At 63.1% G+C, this 23563-nt stretch carries 18 protein-coding genes; 4 read left to right on the forward strand and 14 right to left on the reverse strand.

Annotated elements, in window-relative coordinates:
- Positions 1 to 594: 594 nt before the first annotated feature.
- The 4 genes from LQ144_RS18965 to LQ144_RS18980 all read right to left on the reverse strand — a co-directional run bounded on the left by LQ144_RS18965 (position 595) and on the right by LQ144_RS18980 (position 5784).
- On the reverse strand, positions 595 to 2529 hold the full coding sequence (locus tag LQ144_RS18965) for a Gfo/Idh/MocA family oxidoreductase (protein WP_230120329.1): 1935 nt from the start codon (positions 2527 to 2529) through the stop codon (positions 595 to 597).
- Positions 2530 to 2591: 62 nt separating this feature from the next.
- Entirely contained in the window at positions 2592 to 3431 is an 840-nt protein-coding gene (locus LQ144_RS18970; protein ID WP_230120331.1) for a carbohydrate ABC transporter permease, read from the reverse strand.
- Positions 3424 to 4248, reverse strand: a complete 825-nt coding sequence (locus LQ144_RS18975) for a sugar ABC transporter permease (protein ID WP_230120333.1) — start codon at positions 4246 to 4248, stop codon at positions 3424 to 3426. Before LQ144_RS18975 ends, LQ144_RS18970 begins: the two co-directional genes overlap by 8 nt.
- Before the next feature lie 231 nt (positions 4249 to 4479).
- Complete coding sequence (locus tag LQ144_RS18980; protein WP_230120335.1) at positions 4480 to 5784, reverse strand: sugar ABC transporter substrate-binding protein; 1305 nt, start codon at positions 5782 to 5784, stop codon at positions 4480 to 4482.
- A 595-nt stretch (positions 5785 to 6379) separates the two neighbouring features.
- Here LQ144_RS18980 and LQ144_RS18985 point away from each other — a divergent pair.
- The gene (locus LQ144_RS18985) at positions 6380 to 7414 is read left to right on the forward strand and encodes a Gfo/Idh/MocA family oxidoreductase (protein WP_230120337.1); all 1035 of its coding nucleotides are present in this window, start codon (positions 6380 to 6382) and stop codon (positions 7412 to 7414) included.
- Between the two features lie 88 nt (positions 7415 to 7502).
- The gene (locus tag LQ144_RS18990) at positions 7503 to 8465 is read left to right on the forward strand and encodes a sugar-binding domain-containing protein (protein ID WP_230120339.1); all 963 of its coding nucleotides are present in this window, start codon (positions 7503 to 7505) and stop codon (positions 8463 to 8465) included.
- Here LQ144_RS18990 and LQ144_RS18995 read toward each other — a convergent pair.
- The 8 genes from LQ144_RS18995 to LQ144_RS19030 all read right to left on the reverse strand — a co-directional run bounded on the left by LQ144_RS18995 (position 8456) and on the right by LQ144_RS19030 (position 16106).
- Positions 8456 to 9094, reverse strand: coding sequence for a bifunctional 4-hydroxy-2-oxoglutarate aldolase/2-dehydro-3-deoxy-phosphogluconate aldolase (locus LQ144_RS18995; protein ID WP_230120341.1), 639 nt, complete (start codon positions 9092 to 9094; stop codon positions 8456 to 8458). The two genes, LQ144_RS18990 and LQ144_RS18995, sit on opposite strands and share 10 nt — an antisense overlap.
- Positions 9091 to 10149, reverse strand: coding sequence for a hypothetical protein (locus tag LQ144_RS19000; protein ID WP_230120343.1), 1059 nt, complete (start codon positions 10147 to 10149; stop codon positions 9091 to 9093). Before LQ144_RS19000 ends, LQ144_RS18995 begins: the two co-directional genes overlap by 4 nt.
- Positions 10142 to 11464: an FAD-dependent oxidoreductase gene (locus LQ144_RS19005; protein ID WP_230120344.1), complete on the reverse strand. Its 1323-nt coding sequence runs from the start codon at positions 11462 to 11464 to the stop codon at positions 10142 to 10144. The genes LQ144_RS19000 and LQ144_RS19005 overlap by 8 nt, the downstream gene beginning before the upstream one ends.
- Before the next feature lie 60 nt (positions 11465 to 11524).
- A complete protein-coding gene (locus LQ144_RS19010) occupies positions 11525 to 12214 on the reverse strand; it encodes an SDR family oxidoreductase (RefSeq protein WP_230120346.1) in 690 nt (229 codons plus the stop codon).
- Positions 12211 to 12978 carry an SIS domain-containing protein gene (locus LQ144_RS19015; RefSeq protein WP_230120348.1) on the reverse strand — a complete coding sequence of 256 codons (768 nt, stop codon included), beginning with the start codon at positions 12976 to 12978 and terminating at the stop codon, positions 12211 to 12213. Before LQ144_RS19015 ends, LQ144_RS19010 begins: the two co-directional genes overlap by 4 nt.
- A gap of 13 nt (positions 12979 to 12991) precedes the next feature.
- Complete coding sequence (locus tag LQ144_RS19020; protein ID WP_230120349.1) at positions 12992 to 13978, reverse strand: ROK family protein; 987 nt, start codon at positions 13976 to 13978, stop codon at positions 12992 to 12994.
- A gap of 61 nt (positions 13979 to 14039) precedes the next feature.
- Positions 14040 to 15134 carry a Gfo/Idh/MocA family oxidoreductase gene (locus LQ144_RS19025; RefSeq protein ID WP_230120351.1) on the reverse strand — a complete coding sequence of 365 codons (1095 nt, stop codon included), beginning with the start codon at positions 15132 to 15134 and terminating at the stop codon, positions 14040 to 14042.
- A gap of 810 nt (positions 15135 to 15944) precedes the next feature.
- The gene (locus tag LQ144_RS19030; protein WP_230120353.1) at positions 15945 to 16106 is read right to left on the reverse strand and encodes a hypothetical protein; all 162 of its coding nucleotides are present in this window, start codon (positions 16104 to 16106) and stop codon (positions 15945 to 15947) included.
- A gap of 149 nt (positions 16107 to 16255) precedes the next feature.
- On the opposite strand from LQ144_RS19030, the gene metH reads away from it, so the two are divergent.
- On the forward strand, positions 16256 to 19906 hold the full coding sequence (metH, locus tag LQ144_RS19035; RefSeq protein WP_230120355.1) for a methionine synthase: 3651 nt from the start codon (positions 16256 to 16258) through the stop codon (positions 19904 to 19906).
- Positions 19907 to 19948: 42 nt separating this feature from the next.
- Entirely contained in the window at positions 19949 to 20101 is a 153-nt protein-coding gene (locus LQ144_RS19040) for a hypothetical protein (protein WP_230120356.1), read from the forward strand.
- 51 nt (positions 20102 to 20152) lie between these two features.
- Here the strand turns inward: LQ144_RS19040 and LQ144_RS19045 are convergent, their stop codons facing one another.
- Positions 20153 to 23008 (reverse strand): ATP-binding cassette domain-containing protein, encoded by a 2856-nt coding sequence (locus LQ144_RS19045; RefSeq protein ID WP_230120365.1) that lies wholly within the window; start codon positions 23006 to 23008, stop codon positions 20153 to 20155.
- Positions 23005 to 23562: a hypothetical protein gene (locus LQ144_RS19050; RefSeq protein WP_230120368.1), complete on the reverse strand. Its 558-nt coding sequence runs from the start codon at positions 23560 to 23562 to the stop codon at positions 23005 to 23007. Before LQ144_RS19050 ends, LQ144_RS19045 begins: the two co-directional genes overlap by 4 nt.
- Between the last annotated feature and the right edge of the window lies 1 nt (position 23563).

The following is a 23563-nucleotide window of genomic DNA, read 5'->3' on the forward strand; positions in this document are numbered from 1 at the left end:
GGTTGGGAGGGGCCGAGGGGACGTCATGATCGGGTTTCCGTTCTTGCGGGGTAAGGACATGCTCGCGGCGATGAGGACGAACCACATGATGATGGGCAGTCGCGGCGGCCTGTCCGGTCTTGTGTGAGTCGAGGGAACAGGGAGGCCTGCTGCCGTAGGAGCAGACCGAGGATTCGGTTTTGTGAAGTGTGAGCTGCAGGCTCGAGCTCTGAGGTGATCCGCTTGGAGGCGGCACCGGGGACGCTCTATCGACTGAGAGGAGCAGCAGGGCCGGTCACTTCCTGTCCGTTCATGACCAGGCGCTGGCTGGCTCCAAATAGTGGCGTCCGGCCGCAGTGAAGATGGATGTGGTGGTGAAGAAGTTCCACTTCCGGTCGTGGGTATTTGGTCTCACCCGTTGGGGTTGCCTCGAAGGAGACTGTTGTAGCAGTGGGCGCGGTTAGAGATGCGCGGTAGCGCATGCCCCTAACCGCGCCCAGTGCCGCCGTCCGGGCTAGTTGCCCCACTATCGGCAGGTCAGCCTAGCTGGGGTCAGGCTTATAACGCCGGGACGGAATTCGGAAGCTTCCCGGTCGATGCCCCTTCGTTCAGTGGTTAGGGCGTCCCACTTGCGTTCGTTAACGGGATGCCACCACGAAGTTCGCCCAGCCATCCTAGAAGCAGCTTCTTGCTGAGGATGACATCCTGCACGGGGTTGGAATGTTCGGGCTCGTGTTCAATGCTCATCGGGCCGGTATATCCAATCTCCGAAAGTGCCGAGAGGCAGTCGGTTATAGGAACGATGCCTTCGCCCAGGACACACGTCTCGTGCGCTCCCGCTTCCCGGATGTCTTTCATATGGATGTACATCACGTGCTGGCCCAGTTCTCTGATTGCCTGGGCGGCATCCACGCCATTTGTACCCCACCACCCAGTATCGACGGCGGTTCCGAGGAGTCCTTCTCCGTCCGTACCGATCGCATCGATAATGTCCTGGGCGGACCTGTGCGCGGGGTGGTTCTCAATGGCCAACAGCCGGCCGGACGTCTTGAGGATGTCGACGAGGCTCTTTCTGTCTGACGTCAGCAAAGAAGTGCCTCCGCCCAGGATCGGCGCCCCGATTGCTGCCGCTACGTTGCAGGCGGCCTCGAACTCGGAGGGTGTGTCGCCGAAGTCTCCGGCGTAGCTGTTGACCGTCATCCCGGAATTCGAGAGCACCCGCCGTGCAGCTTCGAGGTGGGCGGGGGTGGCCCAGGTCCAGTTCAGCTGGGCCGTCCAGACGTCCAGCGCGTCGAATCCTGCATCGGCGACCAGGTTGACGAATGCCTGGAATCGTTCCTCGAACGTCCCGATCGGCTCGTAGTAGGCGTTTGCGGCATCGTCGCCCTGCGACCAGCCTTCCGTCATTGACCAATCGAGCTGCTGCGCAACGAGGTTTGCTCCCATAAAGGAGATGTTCGTCATGTCATTTTCCTCAGTGTTCGAGTTGGAGGGTTGAGCCGGTAACGGGGAGGGAAAGCTCGAAGTAACTTCAACCCGAACGCCCTTATCAGCAGACTTCGCTATTGCTTCGAGCACCTCCACCACGTGGGCCGCATGTTCGCCTCTGGTCCGGTGCGGTCGGTCTGCACGGACGGCCGCCGCGAGGTCGGCCAAACCAAGGCACCAATCCAACGGTAGGTCCTCGCCTGGTGCCTGGATCTGGTACTGGCCACCGAAGTCTGCCTGATGGATTGAAGACCCCGGCAGCAGCCAGTCATCGAGCCGAAGACTGCCGTTATCGCCATGAAACTCGATAGCGCGCGGGCTGGTATCGGAATGGACGTAGAAGTTGCAGCTGAGGCGCAGCATGGGACCGGATTCAAATTCGGCTACAACAATCCAGGCGTCGGCCGTCGCAGGATTGAACGTGCCGCCGTCGAGCGTGGACCGTTCCGCCAACAGCGTGTGGCCAACCGCGGTGACACTGCGGATGGGGCCGAAAATGGCTGTCAGGTAGGTCAGGGGGTAAACGCCGGCATCGACAACAGGCCCGACCTGGTAAAAGGAGTGGGGTGCCGGGTGCCAGCTTTCGATGCGTCCCTGGTTTACTTCGGCGTTGATCAACCGGACGGTTCCGATTGCCCCGCTCTGGAGGGCGTCAGCTACGGACAGCGACGCCGCGCCCAGCCACAGCGATGGTGCACACGCCAGGCGAACGTTCTTTCCTTCCGCCCGCTTGACCAGCTCCTTGGAGTCGCTGTGGTTCAGAGCCAGGGGCTTCTCACTGAAAACCGTCTGGCCGCGTTCAATGAGGTCCAGCGTTGTGGCGTAGTGGTACGGGGCGCTGGTCAGGTTCACTACGACGTCGGGCGAATCAGCACACAGCTCGTCCAGAGTGGAATAGGCGACGCAGCCGTGCTCAGCAGCAAAGTCAAGGCGTTTGGATTCGTCGAGATCGAAGACTCCCACCAGCGTCAGTTCGGTGTGCCGGGACAGACTCTCCGCATAGGGACCCGCTATGTTTCCGCATCCGATGAACGCAACTCGGGACGGCGAGGGGATAGTCATTTGATAGAAAACCTTTCGTTTTTAATGGAGAGAATCAAGGGTGCACGCCGTCGGTGGAAGCGTCATTTCACGCCACCGGCCGTCAGCCCGGCGACAAAGTTGCGCTGGAGCAAAAGGAAGGCCACGACGATGGGGATGCTGACGACCAGCGATGCCGCCATGACCTGGTTCCAATAGACATTGGATTGTGTCGAGTAGAGCTGAAGACCAACTGCCAGGGTCCGGTTTGCCTCGGTGGTCATAACCGATGCGAAAAGCACCTCACCCCAGGAGGTCATGAAGCTGAAGATGGCCACGGCGATGAGTCCAGGCCTGGCAGCCGGGAGGACTACACGTACCAGGGCGCCCACGGGTCCGCATCCGTCGACCTTCGCTGCCTCGTCCAGCTCATGGGGGATTCCATCAAAGTAGCCTGCGAGCATCCAGATGGAGAACGGCAGAGAGAACGTGAGGTAGGTAATGATGAGTCCACCCATCGTCCCGACCAGCTGAATGCCGGTAGCTCCGTTGATGTTGACAAATATCAGGAACAGCGGAAGCAGGAACAACACGCCCGGAAACATCTGGGTCGACAGGATGGTGGTCGAAAAGATGGATCGGCCGAAGAATTTGTACCGCGACATGGCATACGAAGCGAAGACACCAATGATCAGGCTCAGTATTGTCGCTGCACTGGCCACGATCACGCTGTTCAAGAAGTAGCTGGCCAGGGGAACGGTCGTCCACATGTCAACGAATGGCGCAAGCGTGATTTCAGACGGCCACCAGGTGAACGGCCCCTGGACGTCCCGGAGCGGCTTCAAGGACGATGTGATCATGACGTAGACGGGGACCATGGTGAAAACGGTCAGGAACGTGATGACGGCAACGCGGAAGACTTTGGTTCCGATTGTTTCATGCACGGCGGGACCTCCAGTTGGTGACGATCAGATAGATACCCGTGACGAGCAACAGGAACAGCAGCAACAACACCGACATGGCCGATCCCAAACCGAAGTTCCATGTCAGGAAGGAGGCGTTGTAGATATGGAATGCGATCAGATCGCCTCCCGGTGGCTGGGAGTTGCCGAAGAGGACGAACGGGGTGTTGAAGTCGTTGAAGGTCCACAGGAACATGACCAGGATCAGGACCACGTTCACCGGTTTCAGCATGGGAAGGGTGATCGAGCGCCATTGGCGCCACGGCTTCGCGCCGTCCACGGCGGAGGCTTCGTAGACTTCACTCGGTATGGATTGAAGTCCTGCCATCAGCATCAGGAAGGCAAAGGGCCACGTACGCCAGAGAGCGACGACCACCATGGCTGCAAAACTGCTGTCGCCGATGAGCCAGAAGGGTTTCTCACCCCCGAGACCGAGATTGTCGAACAGGAAGTGATTGATCGCGCCCGTGTCCTTTTGAAACATGAACTTCCAGGCGATGATTCCGGCATACATCGGTAGGGCATATGGAATAAGGAAGAGTGTGCGGATGAATCCCCTGCCCCGGAATTGCCTTTGAAGGACTACGGCCGCGGCCATGCCCAGGATCCAGGACAGGCCAACCACCAGAACAGTAAACCCGCACGTGACGAAAAAGGATGCCAGCAGCGATTTTCCTACGGCACTGTTGAAGTCCAACGACACCGAATAGTTGGCCACACCCGCAGCGGGGGCGCTTCCCCAGTTGGCGATGAAAGCCTTCGTCAGTTTGATGAAGCTCATGAAGATGCCGATGACCATGGGCAGTATCTGGATGGCGAGCACGAACAGAACTGCCGGTGCGATCAGTGCGTACGGCATCCACCAGCCTGACGGCTTCGGCCGGCAGTTTTTGCGCTGGGGGCGGACTGTGGGCTTCTGAGCCGGTGGCTCAACGGTAGTTACAGACATTCGAGGTGTTTCCTTTTTCTGTGGTGTCCCGGAAGGACGGGGGCCCACTGCGAGGAACTGCGGTGGACCCCCGTACGTGAACTACCCGGCGGAAGCAGCGACCTGCTGCTGGGCTGTTTCCAGCGCCCCGCGAATTTCCTCATCGCTGACGGTGTTGCCGGACGCCACCTTAGAGAAAAGCTGGGTCATGGCCTTGCCAACGGTGCTTTCAAACTGGTCTTCGGCTGCGACGAGCGGCAGCGGCTTGGACCGGTTGGCGTAGATGTCCAGGAGCACCTTGGCTTTCTCGGTGTCAGCCAGGAACGTGGGAGCTGCTCCCTTGAGCACGGGCAGGGTACCGAATTTGTCGTTGAGCGCCTTTTGAGTCTCAGCGCTGGTCATGAATTCAACGAACTTCAGGGCACCATCCTTGTTCTTGGTGTTTTTGAAGACCGAGAGGTTGATGCCGGCAGGGAAACTGGCAATATCCTTGGCCCCAGCCGGAGCGGGGTAGGGCACAACGCCGTACTCGTCGGCCTTCATGCCGTCTGCCTGGATGATGCTGTCAATGGTCGCGCCAATCACCATGGGGACCTTGCCGGCGGTAAACTCATGGACTCCCTGACCGCTGTCGACCTGCACGTCGGACGGCTTGACTACCTTCTCCGACTGCATCAGATCCAGGTAGCGCTTGACGCCCTTAACAACACCGTCCGAAGTGAACGTCGGCTTGCCCTCGGCATCAAACAGCTCTGCCCCGTTCTGAGCCGAGTTAAGGAAAGCGAAATGCGCGTTGGTGCTGTAGGAACCGGCACGCAAGGAAAGTCCGAATTGGCCGTCCTTCGTGAGTTTCTTAGCTGCACTCACCATTTCTTCATAGGTCTTCGGTGGCTGGATGCCCGCCTTGGCGAATATGGCCTTGTTGTAGTAAAGGCCGTAGACCATGCCGTAGAGCGGCACTGAGGCGGGGACCTGCCCCGGAGCCCCGGCGGTCTCGAGCGCGGCTTTAACAAATTTGTCGGATCCTCCGACAGCCTTCATGGTGTCTTCGTCCAGAGGGAGGAATGCGTTGGTGGACTGCAGTGACGAAGCCCACGTATTTCCGATGTTGACGACGTCGGGAGCCTGGCCCGACGTCACCGCAGTCTGGATGCGTGTCTGCAGATCATTCCAGCCGATCACTTCCAGATTGACCTTGATTCCCGTCTTCTCCTCAAATTTTTTCAGTTGGGGAGCAAGCACCTCCTTGTCATTGTCAAGGCTGGTACCTGTGTTGCTGGCCCAGTAGGTCAACGTCTTGCCACCCTCCGAAGCTTGCGAAGGGGAAGAGCTGGGGCTGCCGCAGGCTGCGGTGGTGAGCGCCAGCGCGGCGATTGCTGCCGCTGCGGTCAGGGTACGAATAGTCACTGTCTGACTTCCTTGTCGGTCAAGAGGCCCGTGGAACAGTAGGCGTAAGTTGGTGTGCGAGTTTTCGGTGGAGGGAGTTCCCTGTTGCCCACATCACACATGATGCTATCGGCATCAAGTGTGATGTGGCAAGAGCCTTCTCCAAAAGATGGTCGCCTTCCGCGGAGCCAGCAAATGCATGCCGCTTAAGCCTTTTCGTCACAATTACCCTTGGAGGCCCGTCATCTAGCCAGTTGAAGACGGATCGGTAGGGTGCGGTCCCGCGTCGCCAATTTTGTGTGGCCCCTATGGCTGGTCCCGAGCCTCCCTGGGGGCTACGATTACATTTGATAGCACTAAAGACAGATGAGATGAAGGCGGTCCAGCGATCCGCGACTTGCGCGAATATCTGGCTGGCCCGAATTTTCCCTAGCGCGAGGGCAGGGCGGGCACGGCGCTGTTGTCGGCACGAGACACTCCCCGTCTCCGCGAGGCCGGGGGACCGCATTTTTCATGAAGGAGCAGCATGAACGAGAGTGTCAAAGAAGTTGGTCTCCCATATGGCCGAGTGGACTCGCAAAACCCCGTCCTAAAATCCAAAATTGAGTCCGCTCTGGTGATCCCTGAATTTAACAGAACCATTCCTGTTGGCCTGGTGGGATGCGGCTGGGTTGCGGGCCAGCACCTCCGGTCGTACCGCGCGGCGGGCGTGAACGTGGTAGCGCTTTGTGATTCCGATGTAGAACGCGCAAAGGCGTACCGCGACGAGTTCTATCCCGATGCCGTGGTCTACCGTAATGAGCAGGCGATGCTCGCGCATCCCGGACTTGAGGTCGTGGACATAGCGACCCACGTGGCCGTTCGCCCGCAACTGGTGCGCCAGGCCGTCAGGGCAGGAAAGCACGTACTGAGCCAGAAGCCGTTCGTGGAGGACCTTGGCGAAGGATTGCAACTCGCCCGGGAAGCCAGGGACGCCGGCGTCATCCTGGCGGTGAACCAGAACGGGCGCTGGACTCCGCATTTCGGCGCGCTTCTTGCGTGCATTGGCGCCGGACTTATCGGCGAGGTCGTATCCGCTGATTTCTTTGTGGCGTGGCCCCACGACCTGTTTGTGGAGGACAAGCCGGCCTTTGCCGCGATGGAGGACCTAGTTCTCTACGATTTCGGCGCTCACTGGTTTGACCTCATCGGGACACTGGTGCCCGAGGGGGCACTGGAAGTACGGGCGGTGACTGCCTCCAGGAAAGGACAATCGGTTCCAGTGCCAATGCAAGCGCACGCTCTGATCTCGGCCGAGAACTTCATCGCTTCCGTGGGTTTCCGGGCTGCCGAACGATATGCGGAGTCTGGCACCTTCCGGGTATCGGGCACCAAGGGGGTCATCACCCATGAGGGCCTTAGTCTGGGCGGCGACAGCGTTGTCATATACACGGACGAGGGCGAAGCCCACATCTCGGTGAGCAACGACTGGTTCGGCCACGGCATGATCGGCACCATGCGGGAGCTCCTCATAGCCATCGAGTCCGGGCTGGAACCGTTCAATTGCCCGGCCTCATCCCTCACCGGGCTCTCACTGTGCTTCGCCGCAACAGAGTCCGCCGCAACGGGAAAGGCCGTAACACCGGATCAAACTTCCGCGCGCAGACGGTAGCCCGCCTACTGTCGAAAACAACCCCACCTCATTGTCGCCTCGGTTCCACGCCAGCGCATGAATGAACAAATTGAAATGAGCGTTAGTGATGAAACCAAGTGCGAGCACACAGCAGAACGGTCTCGACGAGAATCGGCTCATTGCCGAGGTCTGCCGACTGCACTTCATTGAGGAACTGCCCAAAAGCGAAATCGCTGAACGGATGAGCATATCTCGGTTCAAGGTGGCTGACCTTATCCGATACGGCCGCGATCGCGGGGTCGTCCGCATCGAAATTTCAGACCCCTCAAGCTCAGTGCGGGACCTGGAGAACAGGCTCAGGGACAAGTACTCGCTCGAGCGCGTTGCCGTGTCCGCGTTGACGCCGACGACCGACCTCAGCCTCGTCGGTGCGGCGGCCGCGGACCTGCTGCTTGAAGAGCTCAGGGATGGAAGTCTCCTTGGAATCGGCTGGGGGGCAAGTGTCTTCCATGTCATTAATTCGCTTCAAACGCGCAGCGGGCTGCCGACCGTCGACATCGTGCAACTGGCCGGAGGCGTTGACGGCGTCAGCCTGCCGCTGAACGCGATAGGGCTGGCCGCGGAGGCCAGCAAAGTCTTCCGGGGCCGGCTGTACTCTCTGCACGCGCCAGCCTTCGTTGAAAACCAGGCGACCGCGGATGCCCTTCGGGAGGAGGCATTCCTCCGGCGCACGTTTCATATGTTCGCACTCGTTGATGTTGCAGTTGTGGGCATCGGGGGATGGAAGGCCGGAACCTCATCCTTGCGCCAGGCGTCGGCTTTGGCGCCTTCGTCCGCGAAGCGGCTGCGGGATGCTGATGTCACCGCGGACATCCTGATGCACTTCACTGACGCGAAGGGTTCGGTGATAACCGGCGGCCCGACTGTGATGGGCCCAACTGTGGAGGAGTTTACCGCGATCAGGCTTAGGGTTGCCGTCGCTGCGGGTCTCGAAAAGAAGGACGCCATAGTGTCCGGATTGCGCAGCGGCCTGGTGAATGCACTGGTCACGGACGCCGCCACGGCCTCGGCGCTGCTCGGTCAGGATTGACCGGGCGCCTGCAACATCGCAGATACAAAAGCCTTCACGCGCGCGGCAGGATTGCTTCCCAGGCCAGCATCGGCCAGGATCGACCCAATGCCAACAGCTGAGCATCCAGCCGAAATAAGGTCGGTGACCTCGGAAGCTTTAACCCCTCCGGTCGCCATCAACCGCAGATCGGGCATGGGTGCGAGAAGATCTTTGATGAACCGGGATCCTCCCAACCGCGCTATGGGAAAGACCTTGATCAACTCGGCACCGTCCTGCCTGGCTTTAAAGATCTCGGTGGCAGTCGCGCAACCCGGCACGGCGAGGAAACCGCCCTGCCGGCCCTCGTCGATAAGCCACCGGTCGTAGATAGGCGAGACGAGGAAGTCCGCCCCTGCCTCCAGGGCGGCGGTGGCCTGTGCCGGATGCAGGACAGTTCCAGCGCCGATGGTGAGTCCCTGCCAGCTGCAAAGTTCTTTTATCACCTGTTCCACGTCCGGAATGCTAAACGTCACCTCGATGACACGCAGCCCGCCTTGGGACAAAATACGCGCATCTTCCAGTGCCGTCTCTGGATCGGCCGAACGCAGTACAGGGATCGCCTGTGCACTGGCTATGCGATCCAGGATGTCGTGGGCCGATGCAGTCATTTCGCACCTCGGTCCAGGGTTTCCTGCGCCCCTTTGACGTTTCTCCAGGTCAAAGCCTGCACAGCGTTGTCCCTCAGGACGCGGCCAGCCTGCGAAGTTGTCAGACCGGCGGCATGCAATCGTGAAGGCAAGGTCGAAGCCAACCAGCTGAGCCCGGGATTTCCGTTCAGTGAACGCCACAGGGATCGCCTGGCGCCGTCAGTACCGACGATGACCTGTCGACCGTACCCGGCGTCAACGAGCGCCGTGATCAGCTTCAGGGCGGGGGAGTCGAGACCGGCACCATGTTCACGGAGCGTCTGGTCGCACTCCAGAATGGCGCCCGTGGCCGCAATGTCTTTGAGGTAGGTGAGGTCGCGGTGTTTGTCCACGTGGCTCAGAATGATCGAGCTGGCCGGTACGCCGGCCTTGGTGAGTGATTCGATCTGCGCAAGGGCGCCCTCGCCATTCTCGCAGTGGGTGAGAATCGGGGCGCCAGTGCGCAGGCTGGCCTGTGCCGCGGCGCGAAGATTACGTACGTCCCGCCTATCCAGCAGCTCCCCGCTTGTCGCTACCTTGACGATGCCTGCCCTCCATTTTGTCCGGCGAACAATGGGTCCGGTGTAATCGAAGGCGTCGACGCCCTCTTCCAGGTCCGCGACAAACAGATCCGCTAGTTCATCGTCCGAGACGCGGTTCGACCAATGCAGTGGGCCGTAGTACCGGTCGTGATGAAGGCCTGTCGCTGCGATGACAGGTGTTCTTGTTCGTTCAGAAATCTGGGCGAGCCTCGTGATGTCACGTCCAGCGGAGCAGGGCATGCAGTCGACGAATAGGGCGGCTCCGGCAGCAGCCGATTCGTTAACTTCTGCGACTGCAGCGTCGACGCTGTCCAGATGGATGTGCGGGAAGCGTTCGGCGATCAGCGGCGAATCGATGATCAGGTGTTCGTGGGAGTAGACGACGCCTTTGGGCACTTCGGCGATGTCACCCAGCACGGTACGGATCCGGGCGGCGGGGGAACTGTCGGTGACGACGGGGGTGCGGGTTTCCGTGAGGACTTGTGAGCTAAACAATGGCCTGCGCCTCCTTCAACCTTGCGCGCAGAAGGGCGCGGTCTATGTTTCTCGGCTCAAGGCCTGCGCCTGCGGCCATCGCTGCTGCTGTGCCGGCTGCCTGGCCCATGGCGGTGCACTGTGCGATCGAGCGTGCGGAGGCGTGAGCCTCATGCGTGGCCGAGAAGAAACGGCCCGCGACGAGGAGACCGTCAGTGTCGGCCGGCAAAAGTGTGCCGTACGGGATTCCGTAGGTGCTGTCGTCGGGTTCGGAGGTGCCGCCGACGTAATCCCAGCGCGTCACTGCGCCGGTTCCATGGTCTTCGATCGGCGCGCCGCACCGAGCAATGTCATCGGAATGGGACAGGCCGCCAAAGAAATCTTCGCCGGAGAGCACATATTCACCCACGAGTCGCCTCGTTTCCCGGATCCCGATCCGGGAGGACGTGTGGAGGAGGTATGACTGTGAGTAGCCGGGTACCTTGTCCTGGAGGAACCGGACGTATTCCCAGCTCTGCCGACGGCCTTCCTGCTCGGCCCACGACAGCTCCCACGGGTCGGTCAGGTCTTTCCCTGACACCCGGGTCATGTTGGCGTGCTTGACGCCGGGAATGTTCGTTGCGTGGATAGAGCCTTCCAGCCGCGGAAGCACGTAATCTCCGGACTCGACTGCAGCCGCGATCAGCGAGTGAATTTCCTTCGTCGAGGCCGTCTTGTCTGCGACTCCGCCGACACGGAAGGTGGCCGTTGCGGGTTGCAGCTTATCCAGCCCCTCGCTGTTGTCGAGCGTGGCACCGGCCCGCCAGGCCAGCTCGCCTTCACCGCTGGAGTCGATGAGAACCTTGGCCAGTACGCGGCGCGGGCCCTGTTTGGTTTCAACGATGACACCGACGATTCTGCGGTCCTCCGCGATAACAGCGGTCACCAGGCCATACAGCAGCGTTTTTGCCCCGGAACCCTGGAGCAGGTCGTCCCATATCAGCTTGAGCGCTTCGGGCTCGTAGGTGACACCGGTGCCCGCTCCGTACGTATTGGGCCGCTCGAATGACATGCCCATAGCGGCAAGTCGTTCACAGACTTCCCATCCGATGCCGCCGACGACCCGGTTATTCGAAGGCCCTGGCGCATAGAATCCGTAGAAGGTGTCAAGAACGCGGGTCCCGGTTCCCCCGAGGTAGCCGCCAGATTCGATCAGGAGCGTCGATGCCCCGGACCTCGCGGCCGCCGTAGCGGCCGTCGATCCTGCTGATCCCCCACCGACGACGGCAACGTCGCCATGCCAGAGGAGCGGAACACCGGCGACCTCGTCCGGGTGGTACTTCGTCTCTAAAGTCATCATTTTCCGTTCTAAGTTGAAATGGAGGTCTCTTAACCTCCGAGCCCGTGGGCTGGCGTGTTACCTAAGGAGCCAGCCGCCATCGACCGGGATTACCGCGCCTGTTGTCTGAATCGCCTTGCTGCTGGCTAGCCACTGGACCGCGTCGGCCACTTCGTCAGCCGTTGATGGCCGCTTCGTGAGGGGCATCAGCTCTGGGAACCTCGATCGGAGGTGCTCATCGTTCAGCGCGCGCTGAGCCATCCGCGTGTCCACGAGACCAGGAGAGACCATGTTCACCCTGATGCCACGGCGGGCACCCTCATAAGCCGCGGCCTCCAGCAGCGGGTGCATTCCGGCCTTGGCGACGCGGTAAGCCGCCGTCAGAAAGTCCTCGTCGAGCCCCTTCGCCAGGGCCGACCCGATCAACACAATTGATGAGCCATCGTCCGCATACTGAAGGCAGGCGCGCAGGAACCGGAAGACCGACGTGAGGTCGACCCGGATGACTTCTTCCCAGGCTTCGTCAGTACATTCGCTGACGGGGCCGTCGCCAAGCCTGCGTCCGCTCATGCCGATGGTGTGGACTGCAACAGAGAATCCGCCGTCGGAGGCAAGCCTCCGGGCGACGTCCTCGGCCACGCCGGGCTGGGTAATATCCTCCTCGGGACGGTTCGAAGCGTGCACACGGAGACCGGCAGCTTCGAAGGATCTCACGCAGGACGCGCCGATCCCCCCGGTCCCGCCGACGACCCACGCCTGAGCGGTCATGCGTCGACCCGGAGAACGTCGGACTTGCGCTTGGCATGTTCCAGGTAGGCCTTCTCGAACAGCTCTTCTGACACTTCCTGTCCGACAATTTGGGCACCGGTGAGGACGGGCAGTTCAATCCCGCGATCCGCCAGTTTCTGGGCCGTCAGGACCTTGAGGCTATTGACAATTGCCACGTTCGCGACGGTACTTACCGGTCCGACTTTGTTGGACCAACCGTCGATAGTGACGGCGGCGTCGCCTAGCGGTGTGCAGAGGTCGATGACGACGTCTGCATGGTCACTGAGAATGGTCCCGGACGAGTGCGTGGGAGGGACCGTCTTTCCCTCAGTTCCCGAGGTAACAGCAATGACCTTAAGCCCTGCTGCCTTTGCAACCATGGCTGTTTCAACGGGCACGGCATTGCGCCCGCTGGCGCTGAAAATCATGATCGCGTCGGTGGGCCGCAGCTTGAAGTTTGACAGGATAACTTCAGCAAGGCCTGGAACACGTTCGATGAACATGGCCTGGCGCTGTCCATTGGCGCCGGAAATTTCGGTGTGGAACGTCATCGAAAGTTCAACGATGGGGTGGAATCCTGGAAAAGAACCGTACCGGGGGAACATCTCCTCGACAGGGATGCGGGAATGCCCTGTGCCGAAGGTGTGCACGACCCCGCCTCCGCCGATTGCATCGGCAGCGATCGCCGCAGCCTTTTCTATGTTGTCCGATTGTTCGTTCTGAATGCGGTTCAAGACCAGAATCGCTTCGTCAATCCACGTCATGGGGTTTGTCTTCCTAATGTGCTAGTTCTTGGCTGGAAAGTTGGCTTGCTTGTTGTTCTGTTCTGATGCCGGCGTACAAGGCGGCGCCGAGTGACCCTGATTCCGAGCCGAGTTGTGCCGGGTGCAATGAGATGGCTCCCGTTACGCTGGTTCGCTCTTCCAATGCGGCCTTCATTGACGGTGCGATATGGCGGAATGCACCTGACATTCCGCCTCCGACTACGACACACGACAGTTGCATGAGGACGCAGGCGGTTCCGGCTGCCAGGCCCAGATGCCGGCCGATCTTCTCAAAGGCGGCCAGCGCCCACGGATCTTTCATGTCGGCTGCCCGGCTTATGGACTCCGGAGTCAGAGCCTGGAGCCCGCTGTCTCCGAGGACAGACGCGAGCGCCGGGGAGAGGGACGTCAACGCCACTCTTGCCATGTGTCCCACGAGTGCCGATCCTGAGGCCACGGTTTCGAGGCAGCCAACGCCGCCGCAGCCACATATCTCTCCGGCAGCGTCGATATTGACATGCCCCATCTCGCCGATGGAATCGATTTCCCCGACCAGGATCTGTCCGTCTCTGGCAATGGCGCCGCCCACGCCGGTACCAAGTGTGAGAAAGAGGGCGTTCCTCTCGCCGCGGCCTGCTCCGACTATGAGTTCTGCATGGCCGAAGGCCCTGGCGTCGTTGAGGATGAAGACGGGTACGCCACTGGATTTTTCGATCTCCGCGGCTATCGGATAGTTCATCCAGCTGCCCGGGATGTTCGGGATGAAGATCGTGGATCTCGTCTGTGTGTTGACGAGGCCAGGCAACGCCAAGCCAATGGCGCGGGTTGTTGGACCCAGGCTTGCCGTGAGGTTCTTCAGGAGGCTGATGAGTATTTCGCCTCCTTCGCGGGGGGTTGGAACGTCCCCCGTGGCGACGATTTTGGCGTCTTCAACCACTGACCACTTGATGCGAGTGCCGCCGACGTCAATTCCGAGATATTGGCCAGATTCAGCCATCATCTCCCTTTCCGTAGCAGGCCGGAGTTGTTCGAGTTGGATGCTCTTTGACCTAGGAGCGCTTTCACTGCCCGGAGCCGCCGACGTCTGCCAGGCTGACCCTTTGGCCCGTTTCGGCGCCGCGCACGGCGGCTTCCACGATTGCATGTCCGATTCGGGAAGTAGCCGCCGTCAGCGGCGAATCCAGTGGGCTGCCAGTCCGCAGGTGAGAGACGACGTTTGCCAGCGCAGTCCTGTCCTCAAAAGCAATCTCATCAACGCCGACGCGCTCGGGCGTTGAACCGTTGCCTCTGGTCAGTGTTACTTCAAGGTCGTAATCCCAGGAGGTGATGCTTCCCGTGGCACCAGTGATCACGAACCCGCAACGCGGGCTCGGCTGGAGATTCCACGGGTCACTTAGGGTTCCCCATCGGGTCTCGAAGACGGAGAGGCCGGTGTCATAACGGGCGATCACCACGGACTGCTCGTCAACCTCAAGCCCTTCTGGAATGAACCAGTCCGCCGTGACTGAATCGGGCAGACCGCCATTACGGAACCAGGTGCCTAAGGTGACTCCATAGCCCAGATAATCACGAAGGCTTCCGCCGCCGGCGTCCCTCGAATAGAACCAGCTGGAGGCCTTTTCCTCGGTGGTGGGGGAAGTTTCCACCTTTCCGTGGGAATGGAACAGCGGTCCTCGATTGCCGTCGTAGAAGTGAACAGCCTGGACGTCTCCTATGGAGCCCTCAGCGATCAGGCGCTTGGCTGTTCTGTGAGACGGCAGCCAAGCCAGGGGCCAGTTCACCGTCAGCAGAGTGCCGTTGGCTTGGCTGCAGGAGATCATTCTGTCGACGGCGTCAAGGGAGTCGGCAAAAGGCTTCTCCAGAATGACATGAATCCCTGCGCCGGCCAGCGCTTCGACAACATCAGCGTGGACCGCAGTGGTTGTGCACACAAATGCGATGTCAGGATCCGTGGCCGAGATGAGGGAGTCCAGTTCTTTCAAGCTGCCAAAGCTTGGCACGTCCAGGTTCAGGCTCAGCGCCACGTCCTTGACCCGCGACTCATCCCCGACGAGACCGACCACTTCTGTGTCGGGGTGCTCGATCGCCGTCTGGAGCTGATCCCCGATGTGCATGTGATCGAAGCCAACACCAATGACCCTCAATGGACTTGTCACTCTTGACTTCCTTACGTACTCGCCAACAGACCTCATATGAGATTCTGCGTCTCAAATGTTACCTCTCGATCGTATGTGCGCCATTTGCTACTGTCAATGACGCGACAGGAAGACGAAGCAAGCGCCGTCGCACAGGTGTGATCTCGTTCGGCAAATGTCACCGAACGTCAGTTCGGCAGGGCCGGGGAATGCCACGGGTCGGCATGCCACCAGCCGATCAGGCGAGGAGGCAGGCGGACCGGACAAGTAGGAGAGCCAGAATGGCAGGTGTGGCCGAGACCGCAAGCACGAGAATCTCTTGCTTCCGACGGGCCTTCAACCCTGTGTGGCTTCCGGGCCATCTGCAGTGGCGCTCCGAGGCCCCGCAGAAGGCGAAAGCCCAGGTCGCGCCAACCATGCCCGTGCGCCGCCATCAGTACGGCTCCTGCCATCACACCCACCGGTCAGATCAGCATCCCTGGAGCTGGGACTGCAGCGCTCGGCCCCATGAAAGGGAGGCCATACTGCAGGAGTATTACTTCAGCCCTACATATAGCCCCATCGGCCTTTCGGGGAGTTCGACGAGGCGCCCGAGGTCCGTCTTAGACAGGGCATTGGTCCTGCTGCCGCCTTCCCAGCAAACCCTAAGCTTCAGTCAGACTTAATGGATCGAAGCTTCGGTCAACCGCTATTTGACCGGAGCTTCGCCCATCGCGGGGCGCGCGGCCTTGAGGCTCTGCCAAGGCTCGAAGCGGACCAGCCACCCTCTTCCCGGGCGGGAGCTTTACGGAAGACCGGTTATCGGCGCCTCCCGGGATTCCTCCACGTGCCCTAACCGATGCGGTTCCCACCCTGCATGGCGGGCAATTGGCTGCGGCTGCATGCAGCAACTTGCGCCAAGGAGCCAATGTCCGCGGCGATCAAGGCGGAGTTGGCCGGGCGTCTGATCCGCGGAAGGTCGCCGATCGGCGCGGACGTATCACGAGTGCTCATGCTGGCAGGGTGTCGAATTCCGCCGTGACGCTGTGACGCTGTGACGCTGTGGCGCGGGAAGCAGAGCAGCACCTCCCGGCCCACCACTCGCCGTCGTAGTACATGGAAAACACGGCGCAATGTTTCGAGCCCCGCCGTAGTCTGTTTAGATGCCTCGTTTTGCGCTTGATATTGAGTCCGTTCCCCGCCCCGTCCGTTCGCAGGAGCTGCTGGATGCCGTGAACCACCGGCTCGTCATTGCCGATGGGGCGATGGGCACCATGCTGCAGGGGCGCGAGCTGTCGCTCGAGGACGACTTCCTGGGGCTGGAAGGCTGCAACGAGATCCTCAACGCCACTCGGCCGGATGTCCTCGCGGACATTCATGACGCCTACTTCGCGGTGGGCATCGATGCAGTCGAAACCAACACCTTCGGCGCCAACTGGTCCAACCTCTCGGACTACGGCATCGACGACCGGATCGAAGAGCTTGCGCGCAAGGGCGCGGAGATCGCCCGCGAACGTGCGGAAGCAGCAGAAAAAGCAGACGGACGGATACGCTGGGTCCTGGGCTCCATGGGGCCGGGCACCAAGCTCCCCAGCCTCGGCCACACCACCTACCACTACCTCAAGCAGACCTTCGCCCTGCAGGCCGAGGGCCTCATCGACGGGGGAGCGGATGCCTTCCTCATCGAAACCAGCCAGGACCTCCTTCAGACCAAAGCCGCGGTCAACGGCTGCAAGCAGGCGATCGTGTCCCGCGGCATCCGGCTCCCGATCTTCGTCGAGGTGACCGTCGAAACCACCGGAACCATGCTGATGGGATCCGAGATCGGCGCGGCCCTCACCGCGCTCGAGCCGCTCGGCGTCGACGCCATCGGCCTGAACTGCGCCACCGGGCCGGACGAGATGAGCGAGCACCTGCGCCACCTGGCGAAGCAGTCCTCCGTGGCAATCGCCTGCATGCCCAACGCCGGCCTGCCCGTCCTCGGTGCCAACGGCGCGCACTATCCGCTCTCACCCACCGAACTCGCCACCGCGCACGAGCAGTTCGTGCGGGAATTCGGCCTGGGCCTGGTGGGCGGATGTTGCGGTACGACGCCGGAGCACATGGCCGCCGTCGTCGAACGTCTTGCGCCCTTGCGCGCCAGCGCCGCTGTCACCAGCGGCGGGAGGGGCGCCGACGGCAGCCGCGTTCCCGCCGAGCGTGAAGCGGGCATCGCTTCCCTCTACCACCATGTGAATTTCGACCAGGAGTCCGCGTACCTCGCCATTGGCGAGCGCACCAACGCGAACGGTTCGAAGGCGTTCCGCCAGGCGATGCTCGAAGAGCGCTGGGACGACTGCGTCGACATCGCCCGCGAGCAGGTCCGTGTGGGCGCGCACCTACTCGACGTCTGCATCGACTACGTGGGGCGCGACGGCGTGGCCGACATCAAGGAGGTCGTCTCACGATTCGCGTCGGCCTCCACGCTCCCGCTCGTCATCGACTCCACCGAACCGCCCGTCCTGCAGGCCGGGCTCGAACACATCGGCGGACGCCCGGTGGTCAACTCCGTCAACTATGAGGACGGCGACGGCCCGAACAGCCGCTTCGCGCGCATCATGCCGCTGGTGAAGGAACACGGCACCGCCGTGATCGCCCTGACCATCGACGAGCACGGCCAGGCACGCACCACCGAGGGCAAGGTGGCCATCGCCTCGCGCCTCGTCGACGCCCTGGTGGGCGAATGGGGGATGCGCGTCGAGGACATCATCGTCGACGCCCTGACCTTCCCCATCGCCACCGGCCAGGAAGAAACCCGCCGGGACGCCATCGAAACCATCGAAGCCATCCGCCAGATCACCGCGAAGTACCCCGGCATCAACACAACACTCGGCGTCTCCAACGTGTCCTTCGGCCTGAACCCGGCAGCGCGCATGGCCTTGAACTCGGTGTTCCTGCACGAGGCCGTGCAGGCCGGCCTGACCAGCGGCATCATCGACGCGGCCAAGATCGTGCCGCTCGCCTCACTGCCGGAGGAGCAGCGCAAGGTGGCCCTGGACCTCGTCTGGGACCGCCGCGAATACGACGCCGACGGCAACCTCACGTACGACCCGCTGGCCAGCATGCTGGACCTGTTCGCCGGCGTCGACACCGCAGCGCTGAAGGACCAGCGCGCCGCGGAACTCGCGGCGCTGCCCACCGGCGAGCGCCTGGAGCGGCGCATCATCGACGGCGAAGGCAAGGGCCTCGAAGAGGACCTGGACCTGGCCCGCGCCGAGGGACTAACCCCGCTCGGCATCATCAACGACTATCTGCTCGAAGGCATGAAGGTTGTGGGCGAGCGGTTCGGAGCCGGCGAGATGCAGCTGCCCTTCGTGCTGCAGTCCGCCGAGGTGATGAAGACCGCCGTCGCTCTGCTCGAGCCGCACATGGAGAAGTCGGATGCTTCGGGCAAGGGCACCATGGTGATCGCCACCGTGCGCGGCGATGTGCACGACATCGGCAAGAACCTGGTGGACATCATCCTCACCAACAACGGCTACAAGGTGATCAACCTCGGCATCAAGCAGCCGATCGCCGACATCATCGCGGCGGCCGAGGAACACGACGCCGACGTGATCGGCATGTCCGGCCTGCTCGTGAAGTCCACCGTGGTGATGAAGGAGAACCTCGCGGAGCTGCAGTCCCGTGGCCTCGCGAAGCGGTGGCCGATCATCCTCGGCGGCGCGGCGCTGACCCGCGCCTACGTCGAGCAGGACCTCGCGGGGCAGTTTGAGGGCGAGGTCCGCTACGCGAAGGACGCCTTCGAGGGCCTGTCGCTCATGGAGCCGCTGGTGCAGGTGGCCCGCGGCGCTGACCCCGCGGAGGTCGGCCTGCCCGCCCTGAAGAAGCGGATCCATAAAGGAGGCCCGAAGTTCAAGGTGACCGAGCCGGAGGCAATGCCCGGCCGTTCCGACGTCGCCTCCGACAATCACGTGCCTTCACCGCCGTTCTGGGGTACGCGCATCGTGCGCGGCGTCTCGCTCCACGACTTCGGTGCTTTCCTCGACGAGCGCGCCACGTTCATGGGGCAGTGGGGGCTCAAGCCCGGCCGCGGCGACGACGGCGCCTCGTATGAGGAACTGGTGGAACGCGAGGGCCGGCCGCGCCTGCGGTACTGGATGGACCGCATCCTCGGCGAGGGAATGCTCGATGCGTCCGTCGCGTACGGCTACTTCCCGGTGGTCTCCGAGGGGGAACAGGTGGTGGTGCTGCACCACGGGGAGGACCGCGACGGCGTCCTCGGCACCGCGGGCCTGCTTGCCCCCGACGGCGGATCAGGCGGTCCGCTCGGCACCGAGCGGCTGCGTTTCGACTTCCCGCGCCAGCGCCGCGACCGGCACCTGTGCCTCGCCGACTTCGTGCGCTCGCGCGAATCGGGGCAGATCGACGTGCTGCCGGTGCAGCTGGTCACCGCCGGCGGCAATGTCGATGAGGTGACTGCCAAGCTCTTCGCCGGCGACCACTACCGCGACTACTACGAGCTCAACGGCCTGGTCATGCAGCTCACCGAGGCGCTCGCGGAATTCTGGCATGCACGCATCCGCTCGGAGCTGGGTTTCGCAGCGGAGGAGCCGAAGGACAAGGCCGGCCTGTTCAAGCTCGACTACCGCGGTGCGCGGTTCTCGCTCGGATACCCCGCGTGCCCGGACATGGAGGACCGCCGCAAGGTGGTGGAGCTGCTGCATCCCGAGCGGATGGGCGTGGTCCTGAGCGATGAGCTGATGCTGCACCCTGAACAGTCCACCGACGCGTTTGTGTTCCACCACCCGGAGGCCAAGTACTTCAAGGTGTGAGTTGAAGCCTGTTTCAGCAGGGACAAGGCCTAAGCTTCCCCTATGGGAATTATCATCACACTGCTTATCATCTGGCTTGTCCTTTCGATCCTCGGCTTCGTGGTGAAGGGCCTGCTGTGGCTGGCATTCATCGGCCTGATCCTGTTCGTGGCCACGGCCGTGTGGGGCTGGTTCAAGCGGAAAGCCAGCGTCTGACATAAAAGAAAGCGGACGACGGCGGGAGGTCCGCTTCCTGTGTGCAGTACTTCAGGGTGTGAGCTGGCGCCGGTCTGCGGGTGGGGTGGATGGAGCCTGGGTGGAGTGAGCCTGCCCGGCCTGCCCGTCCAGGCTGGAGACCGGCTTCACCCGCCGGAGTGCGGCGAGCACGGCGCGCCCCACCACAGCGATTCCGACGACCGTGGTGATGCCGCGCAAGGTGTCCCAGCCCGCCGTCGACGTCACCAGCGAGTAGAGCAGGAAGCTGCTGAGGTTGGTGCCCAGCGGCGCCCCGGGCACATAGGAGATGCCGGTGCCGGCGCCCACCGCGAAGGGCCAGAACCACAGGTTGGTCAGCAGGCCGAACACGTAGGACGCCAGGATGCCGTAGCCGCCGAGCATCCACAGTTCGGCTTTGCCCCGCAGCCGCCGGGGGAGCAGGCCGGCCCCCGCGCCCACCCACGCGCAGGCGAAGATCTGGAACGGTGTCCAAGGCCCGATACCACCCCACAAGGCGCTTGAGAGGGCGATGGTGGCGGCGCCGAGGAGCATGCCGAAACGGGGCCCGAAGGCCCTGCCGGCCAGGATCAGCAGGATAAAGACTGCTTCCACGCCCCCGACGCCGGTGCTCGCCACCCGCACCGCCGAACCGACGGCGGCCAGGACGCCAAGCAACGCCACCGTGTGCGCGGAGCGGACCGAACCGTCCATGGACACGACGACGGCGACGGCGGCGAGTGGCGCAATGGCCAGCGCCGCGTAGGGGAGGGCCGCGGCGGCATCCTCCGGAAGGGCCGCGGCGAGCAGCGGCCAGCAGAAGGTTGCGAGGGCCAGAATGTTTGCAGCCGCGAGAACTGCTAGCTCGACGCCCCGCGGCATCCGGATATGGCGCTTTCTTGCCGCACCCGGGATGTCTGTTGGTTCGATGACCCCCGGCCTTGGTCCGGTACCCGCTTGCCGGGGAAGGGGGAGGGGCGATTCAGGTGCATTGGCCGGCACGGAAGAGGGGGCGACGCCGTCACGCATCGGGAGGATCCGGGCGCCGAGGCCGTGGGCGAAGTCGAGGTCGTGCGTGGCGATCAGGACCGCCGCGCCGGCGTCTGCCGCGGCGCGCAGCGCCGCAGAGACGGCTGTGCGCGCCGCAGGATCGAGCCCGCGGGTGGGCTCATCGATCAGGAGTACTGATGGCTCGTCCATGGTCTGCAGCGCGATGGCAAGGATCCTGCGCTCCCCTGCAGAGAGGTCCCGGGGATGCTCGTGTCCAAGGGGCATTCCCGCGTCTCCCCGCAGGCGCGCAAGGCGTGACACCGCAGGCATTGAATCCGCAGTTCGTGAGTCAGAGCGACGCCGTGCGCGCCGCTCGCCGGCGCGGAGCTCTCCGGCCACCGTATCCCTGGTGAAGAGGTCGTCCGAGGCGTCCGGGACGAGGGCGACGCGGCCGCCGTCGACAGTTCCGCCGTCGACCGTGCCTTCACCGCGAGTGCCTTCACCGAGCGCGAGCGCCACCAGGAGGGACGACTTCCCGGCCCCGTTCGGCCCCACCAGGGCCACCACTTCACCGCGGTGCAGGGTCAGGGATGCGTCGCGCACCAGCGGCGTGCCCTTGCGGTGCACCGCGAGCCTTGTCGCGGTCAGCACCGGCGCGTGCCCGGTATCTGGAACGGGCGTTGGATGCGCAACCGTCGGGGAAGCGGATGGCGCAGCACCCGGCACCAGGGCCCCGCCGTCGATGGTCCACCACGAGTCGGCTACCGGGACGAGCTGCTCCGCCCGGTGTTCCGCCACGATGACGCAGACACCGTCGTCGCGGGCGAGGGCGTTGAGCACGGCGATCACGTGTCCGCGTGCTGCGGTGTCAAGGTCGGCCAGGGGCTCATCAACCAGGAGCAGGGCCGGCTGCTCCACCACTGCGGCGGCGATGGCCACGAGCGTCGCCTCACCCGCCGAGAGGGTGCTGACATTCCGGTCCAGCAGCGCCGACACGCCGATATGCTCCGCGCCCTCCTGGACACGGGCCTTGGCGGTTTCGGATGCCATGCCGCGCAGCTCAAGTGCGAGGCCGATTTCGTCCCGGACCCGGGTAGAGGCGAATGCGGCGCGGGGATTCTGCAGGACGACGCCGACGAGGCGGGCGGTGTCGCGCGGCGGCGCGGCGGCACGGTCCGTTCCGGTGACGCGCACGGTGCCGGAAATTTCTCCGCCGTCAACGTGTGAGAGCAGGCCGGCGATACCTCGCAGGATGGTGGACTTGCCGGAGCCCGTCGGCCCGGTTATGACCGTGATGGACCCGCTCGACGGCGTGAACCCGGCGACGCGCACCTGCGCGTCACCGATGCGGAACTGTGCGTCCCGGACAAGAAGCGGTGCCTCGGTACCGCGGATGGGCTGATGGGCTGCCCGGCTCCCGAAGCCGCGCAGCTCCAGGGCCGCGGCAACCCGGCCCGCGTGCTCAAGCGTGCGCTCGAGCACGGGCACCAGGGCGCGGGGTCCGAAGCGTTCGCCCCGCAACCGAAAGGCCAGGCGTACGGAGGCCACGGCGTCGGAAAGCGCCGGGAGCGCCGCCCAGGCCACCACAAGGGTCCGGGCCAGGCCCTGCAGGGGGCCGCCGCGGGCCAGGTGCACGAAGCCGCGGGCCACGTCCACCCAGGCGTTGAGCAGGCCGAAACCGAGGATCATCCCGGCAATCGGCAAGGCGGACAGGACCGCCTGCCGCAGGCCAGGCGCTGTGACCGGACCGAGCAGGACCACATGCGCGTACGGGGCAGGCAGCGGCACCGCCGGCAGGTCGAGCAGGACCGGCTCACCAATGCCGGCCCCGTTGAAAAGGATGCGGTAGATGACCCGCGCCGCGATGAAGACGGCGGCGAGAGCCGCCGCTGCGCGTAACGGCGCGGGCCGAAAGGTCATGCCGCGGGTGCGGCCGGCGCGCCGTCGACCGTGTAAAGCAGCTCGAGGCTCTGTCCCGGGCTCACCTTCAGGGTGGCGAGGCCTTCCTGTGCGTATGCCCAGCCACCGGAGGCCGGCTTGACCCACAGTGACCAGTACGCAAAGGCGGCGGGCATCTTGCTGCAGTCTTCCCGGTACGTGCCACCCTTGTGGGCGATGTCGAGGTCTGCGGCGGGCACGCCGTTCACTCGGCACACCAGTTCCTTGGGATATTGGGCGGTGCCCTCGGTTTTCACCTTTGCCTCGCCGAGCACCTTGGAAGCGAGAGTCGGCGCGTCCAGGGGCACGCAAACGGACGTGTCAGCGGCAGCCTGCTTAAGGGAACCCGAATCGACGATGACCTTTACGCCGGTGCAGGGCCCGGAAGCGGCACTGGATGAAGCTGTTGCCGTGGACGCCGGTGCAGAGGCAGTCGGCTGGGTGGCGGCCGGCGTGGAACAGGCGGCGAGGGTAAACAGGAGACCTGCGGCGGCGAGGGAGCTCGCGGCGGCGGTCCGGATCTTAGTCAAAGTCACG

This window comes from Arthrobacter sp. Bi83 (genome assembly GCF_918698095.1).
Classification (GTDB): Bacteria; Actinomycetota; Actinomycetes; order Actinomycetales; family Micrococcaceae; genus Arthrobacter.

Bases quoted from the DNA above. Each gene is read 5' to 3' on its own strand.
- LQ144_RS18975 (WP_230120333.1), bottom strand. From the start codon at position 4,248: ATGGTCATCGGCATCTTCATGAGCTTCATCAAACTGACGAAGGCTTTC.
- LQ144_RS19020 (WP_230120349.1), bottom strand. From the start codon at position 13,978: ATGATGGCTGAATCTGGCCAATATCTCGGAATTGACGTCGGCGGCACT.
- LQ144_RS18990 (WP_230120339.1), top strand. From the start codon at position 7,503: ATGAAACCAAGTGCGAGCACACAGCAGAACGGTCTCGACGAGAATCGG.
- LQ144_RS18965 (WP_230120329.1), bottom strand. From the start codon at position 2,529: ATGACTATCCCCTCGCCGTCCCGAGTTGCGTTCATCGGATGCGGAAAC.
- LQ144_RS19030 (WP_230120353.1), bottom strand. From the start codon at position 16,106: ATGAGCACTCGTGATACGTCCGCGCCGATCGGCGACCTTCCGCGGATC.
- LQ144_RS19015 (WP_230120348.1), bottom strand. From the start codon at position 12,978: ATGACGTGGATTGACGAAGCGATTCTGGTCTTGAACCGCATTCAGAAC.
- LQ144_RS19005 (WP_230120344.1), bottom strand. From the start codon at position 11,464: ATGACTTTAGAGACGAAGTACCACCCGGACGAGGTCGCCGGTGTTCCG.
- LQ144_RS18995 (WP_230120341.1), bottom strand. From the start codon at position 9,094: ATGACTGCATCGGCCCACGACATCCTGGATCGCATAGCCAGTGCACAG.
- LQ144_RS19045 (WP_230120365.1), bottom strand. From the start codon at position 23,008: ATGACCTTTCGGCCCGCGCCGTTACGCGCAGCGGCGGCTCTCGCCGCC.
- LQ144_RS19040 (WP_230120356.1), top strand. From the start codon at position 19,949: ATGGGAATTATCATCACACTGCTTATCATCTGGCTTGTCCTTTCGATC.
- LQ144_RS19010 (WP_230120346.1), bottom strand. From the start codon at position 12,214: ATGACCGCTCAGGCGTGGGTCGTCGGCGGGACCGGGGGGATCGGCGCG.
- metH (WP_230120355.1), top strand. From the start codon at position 16,256: ATGCCTCGTTTTGCGCTTGATATTGAGTCCGTTCCCCGCCCCGTCCGT.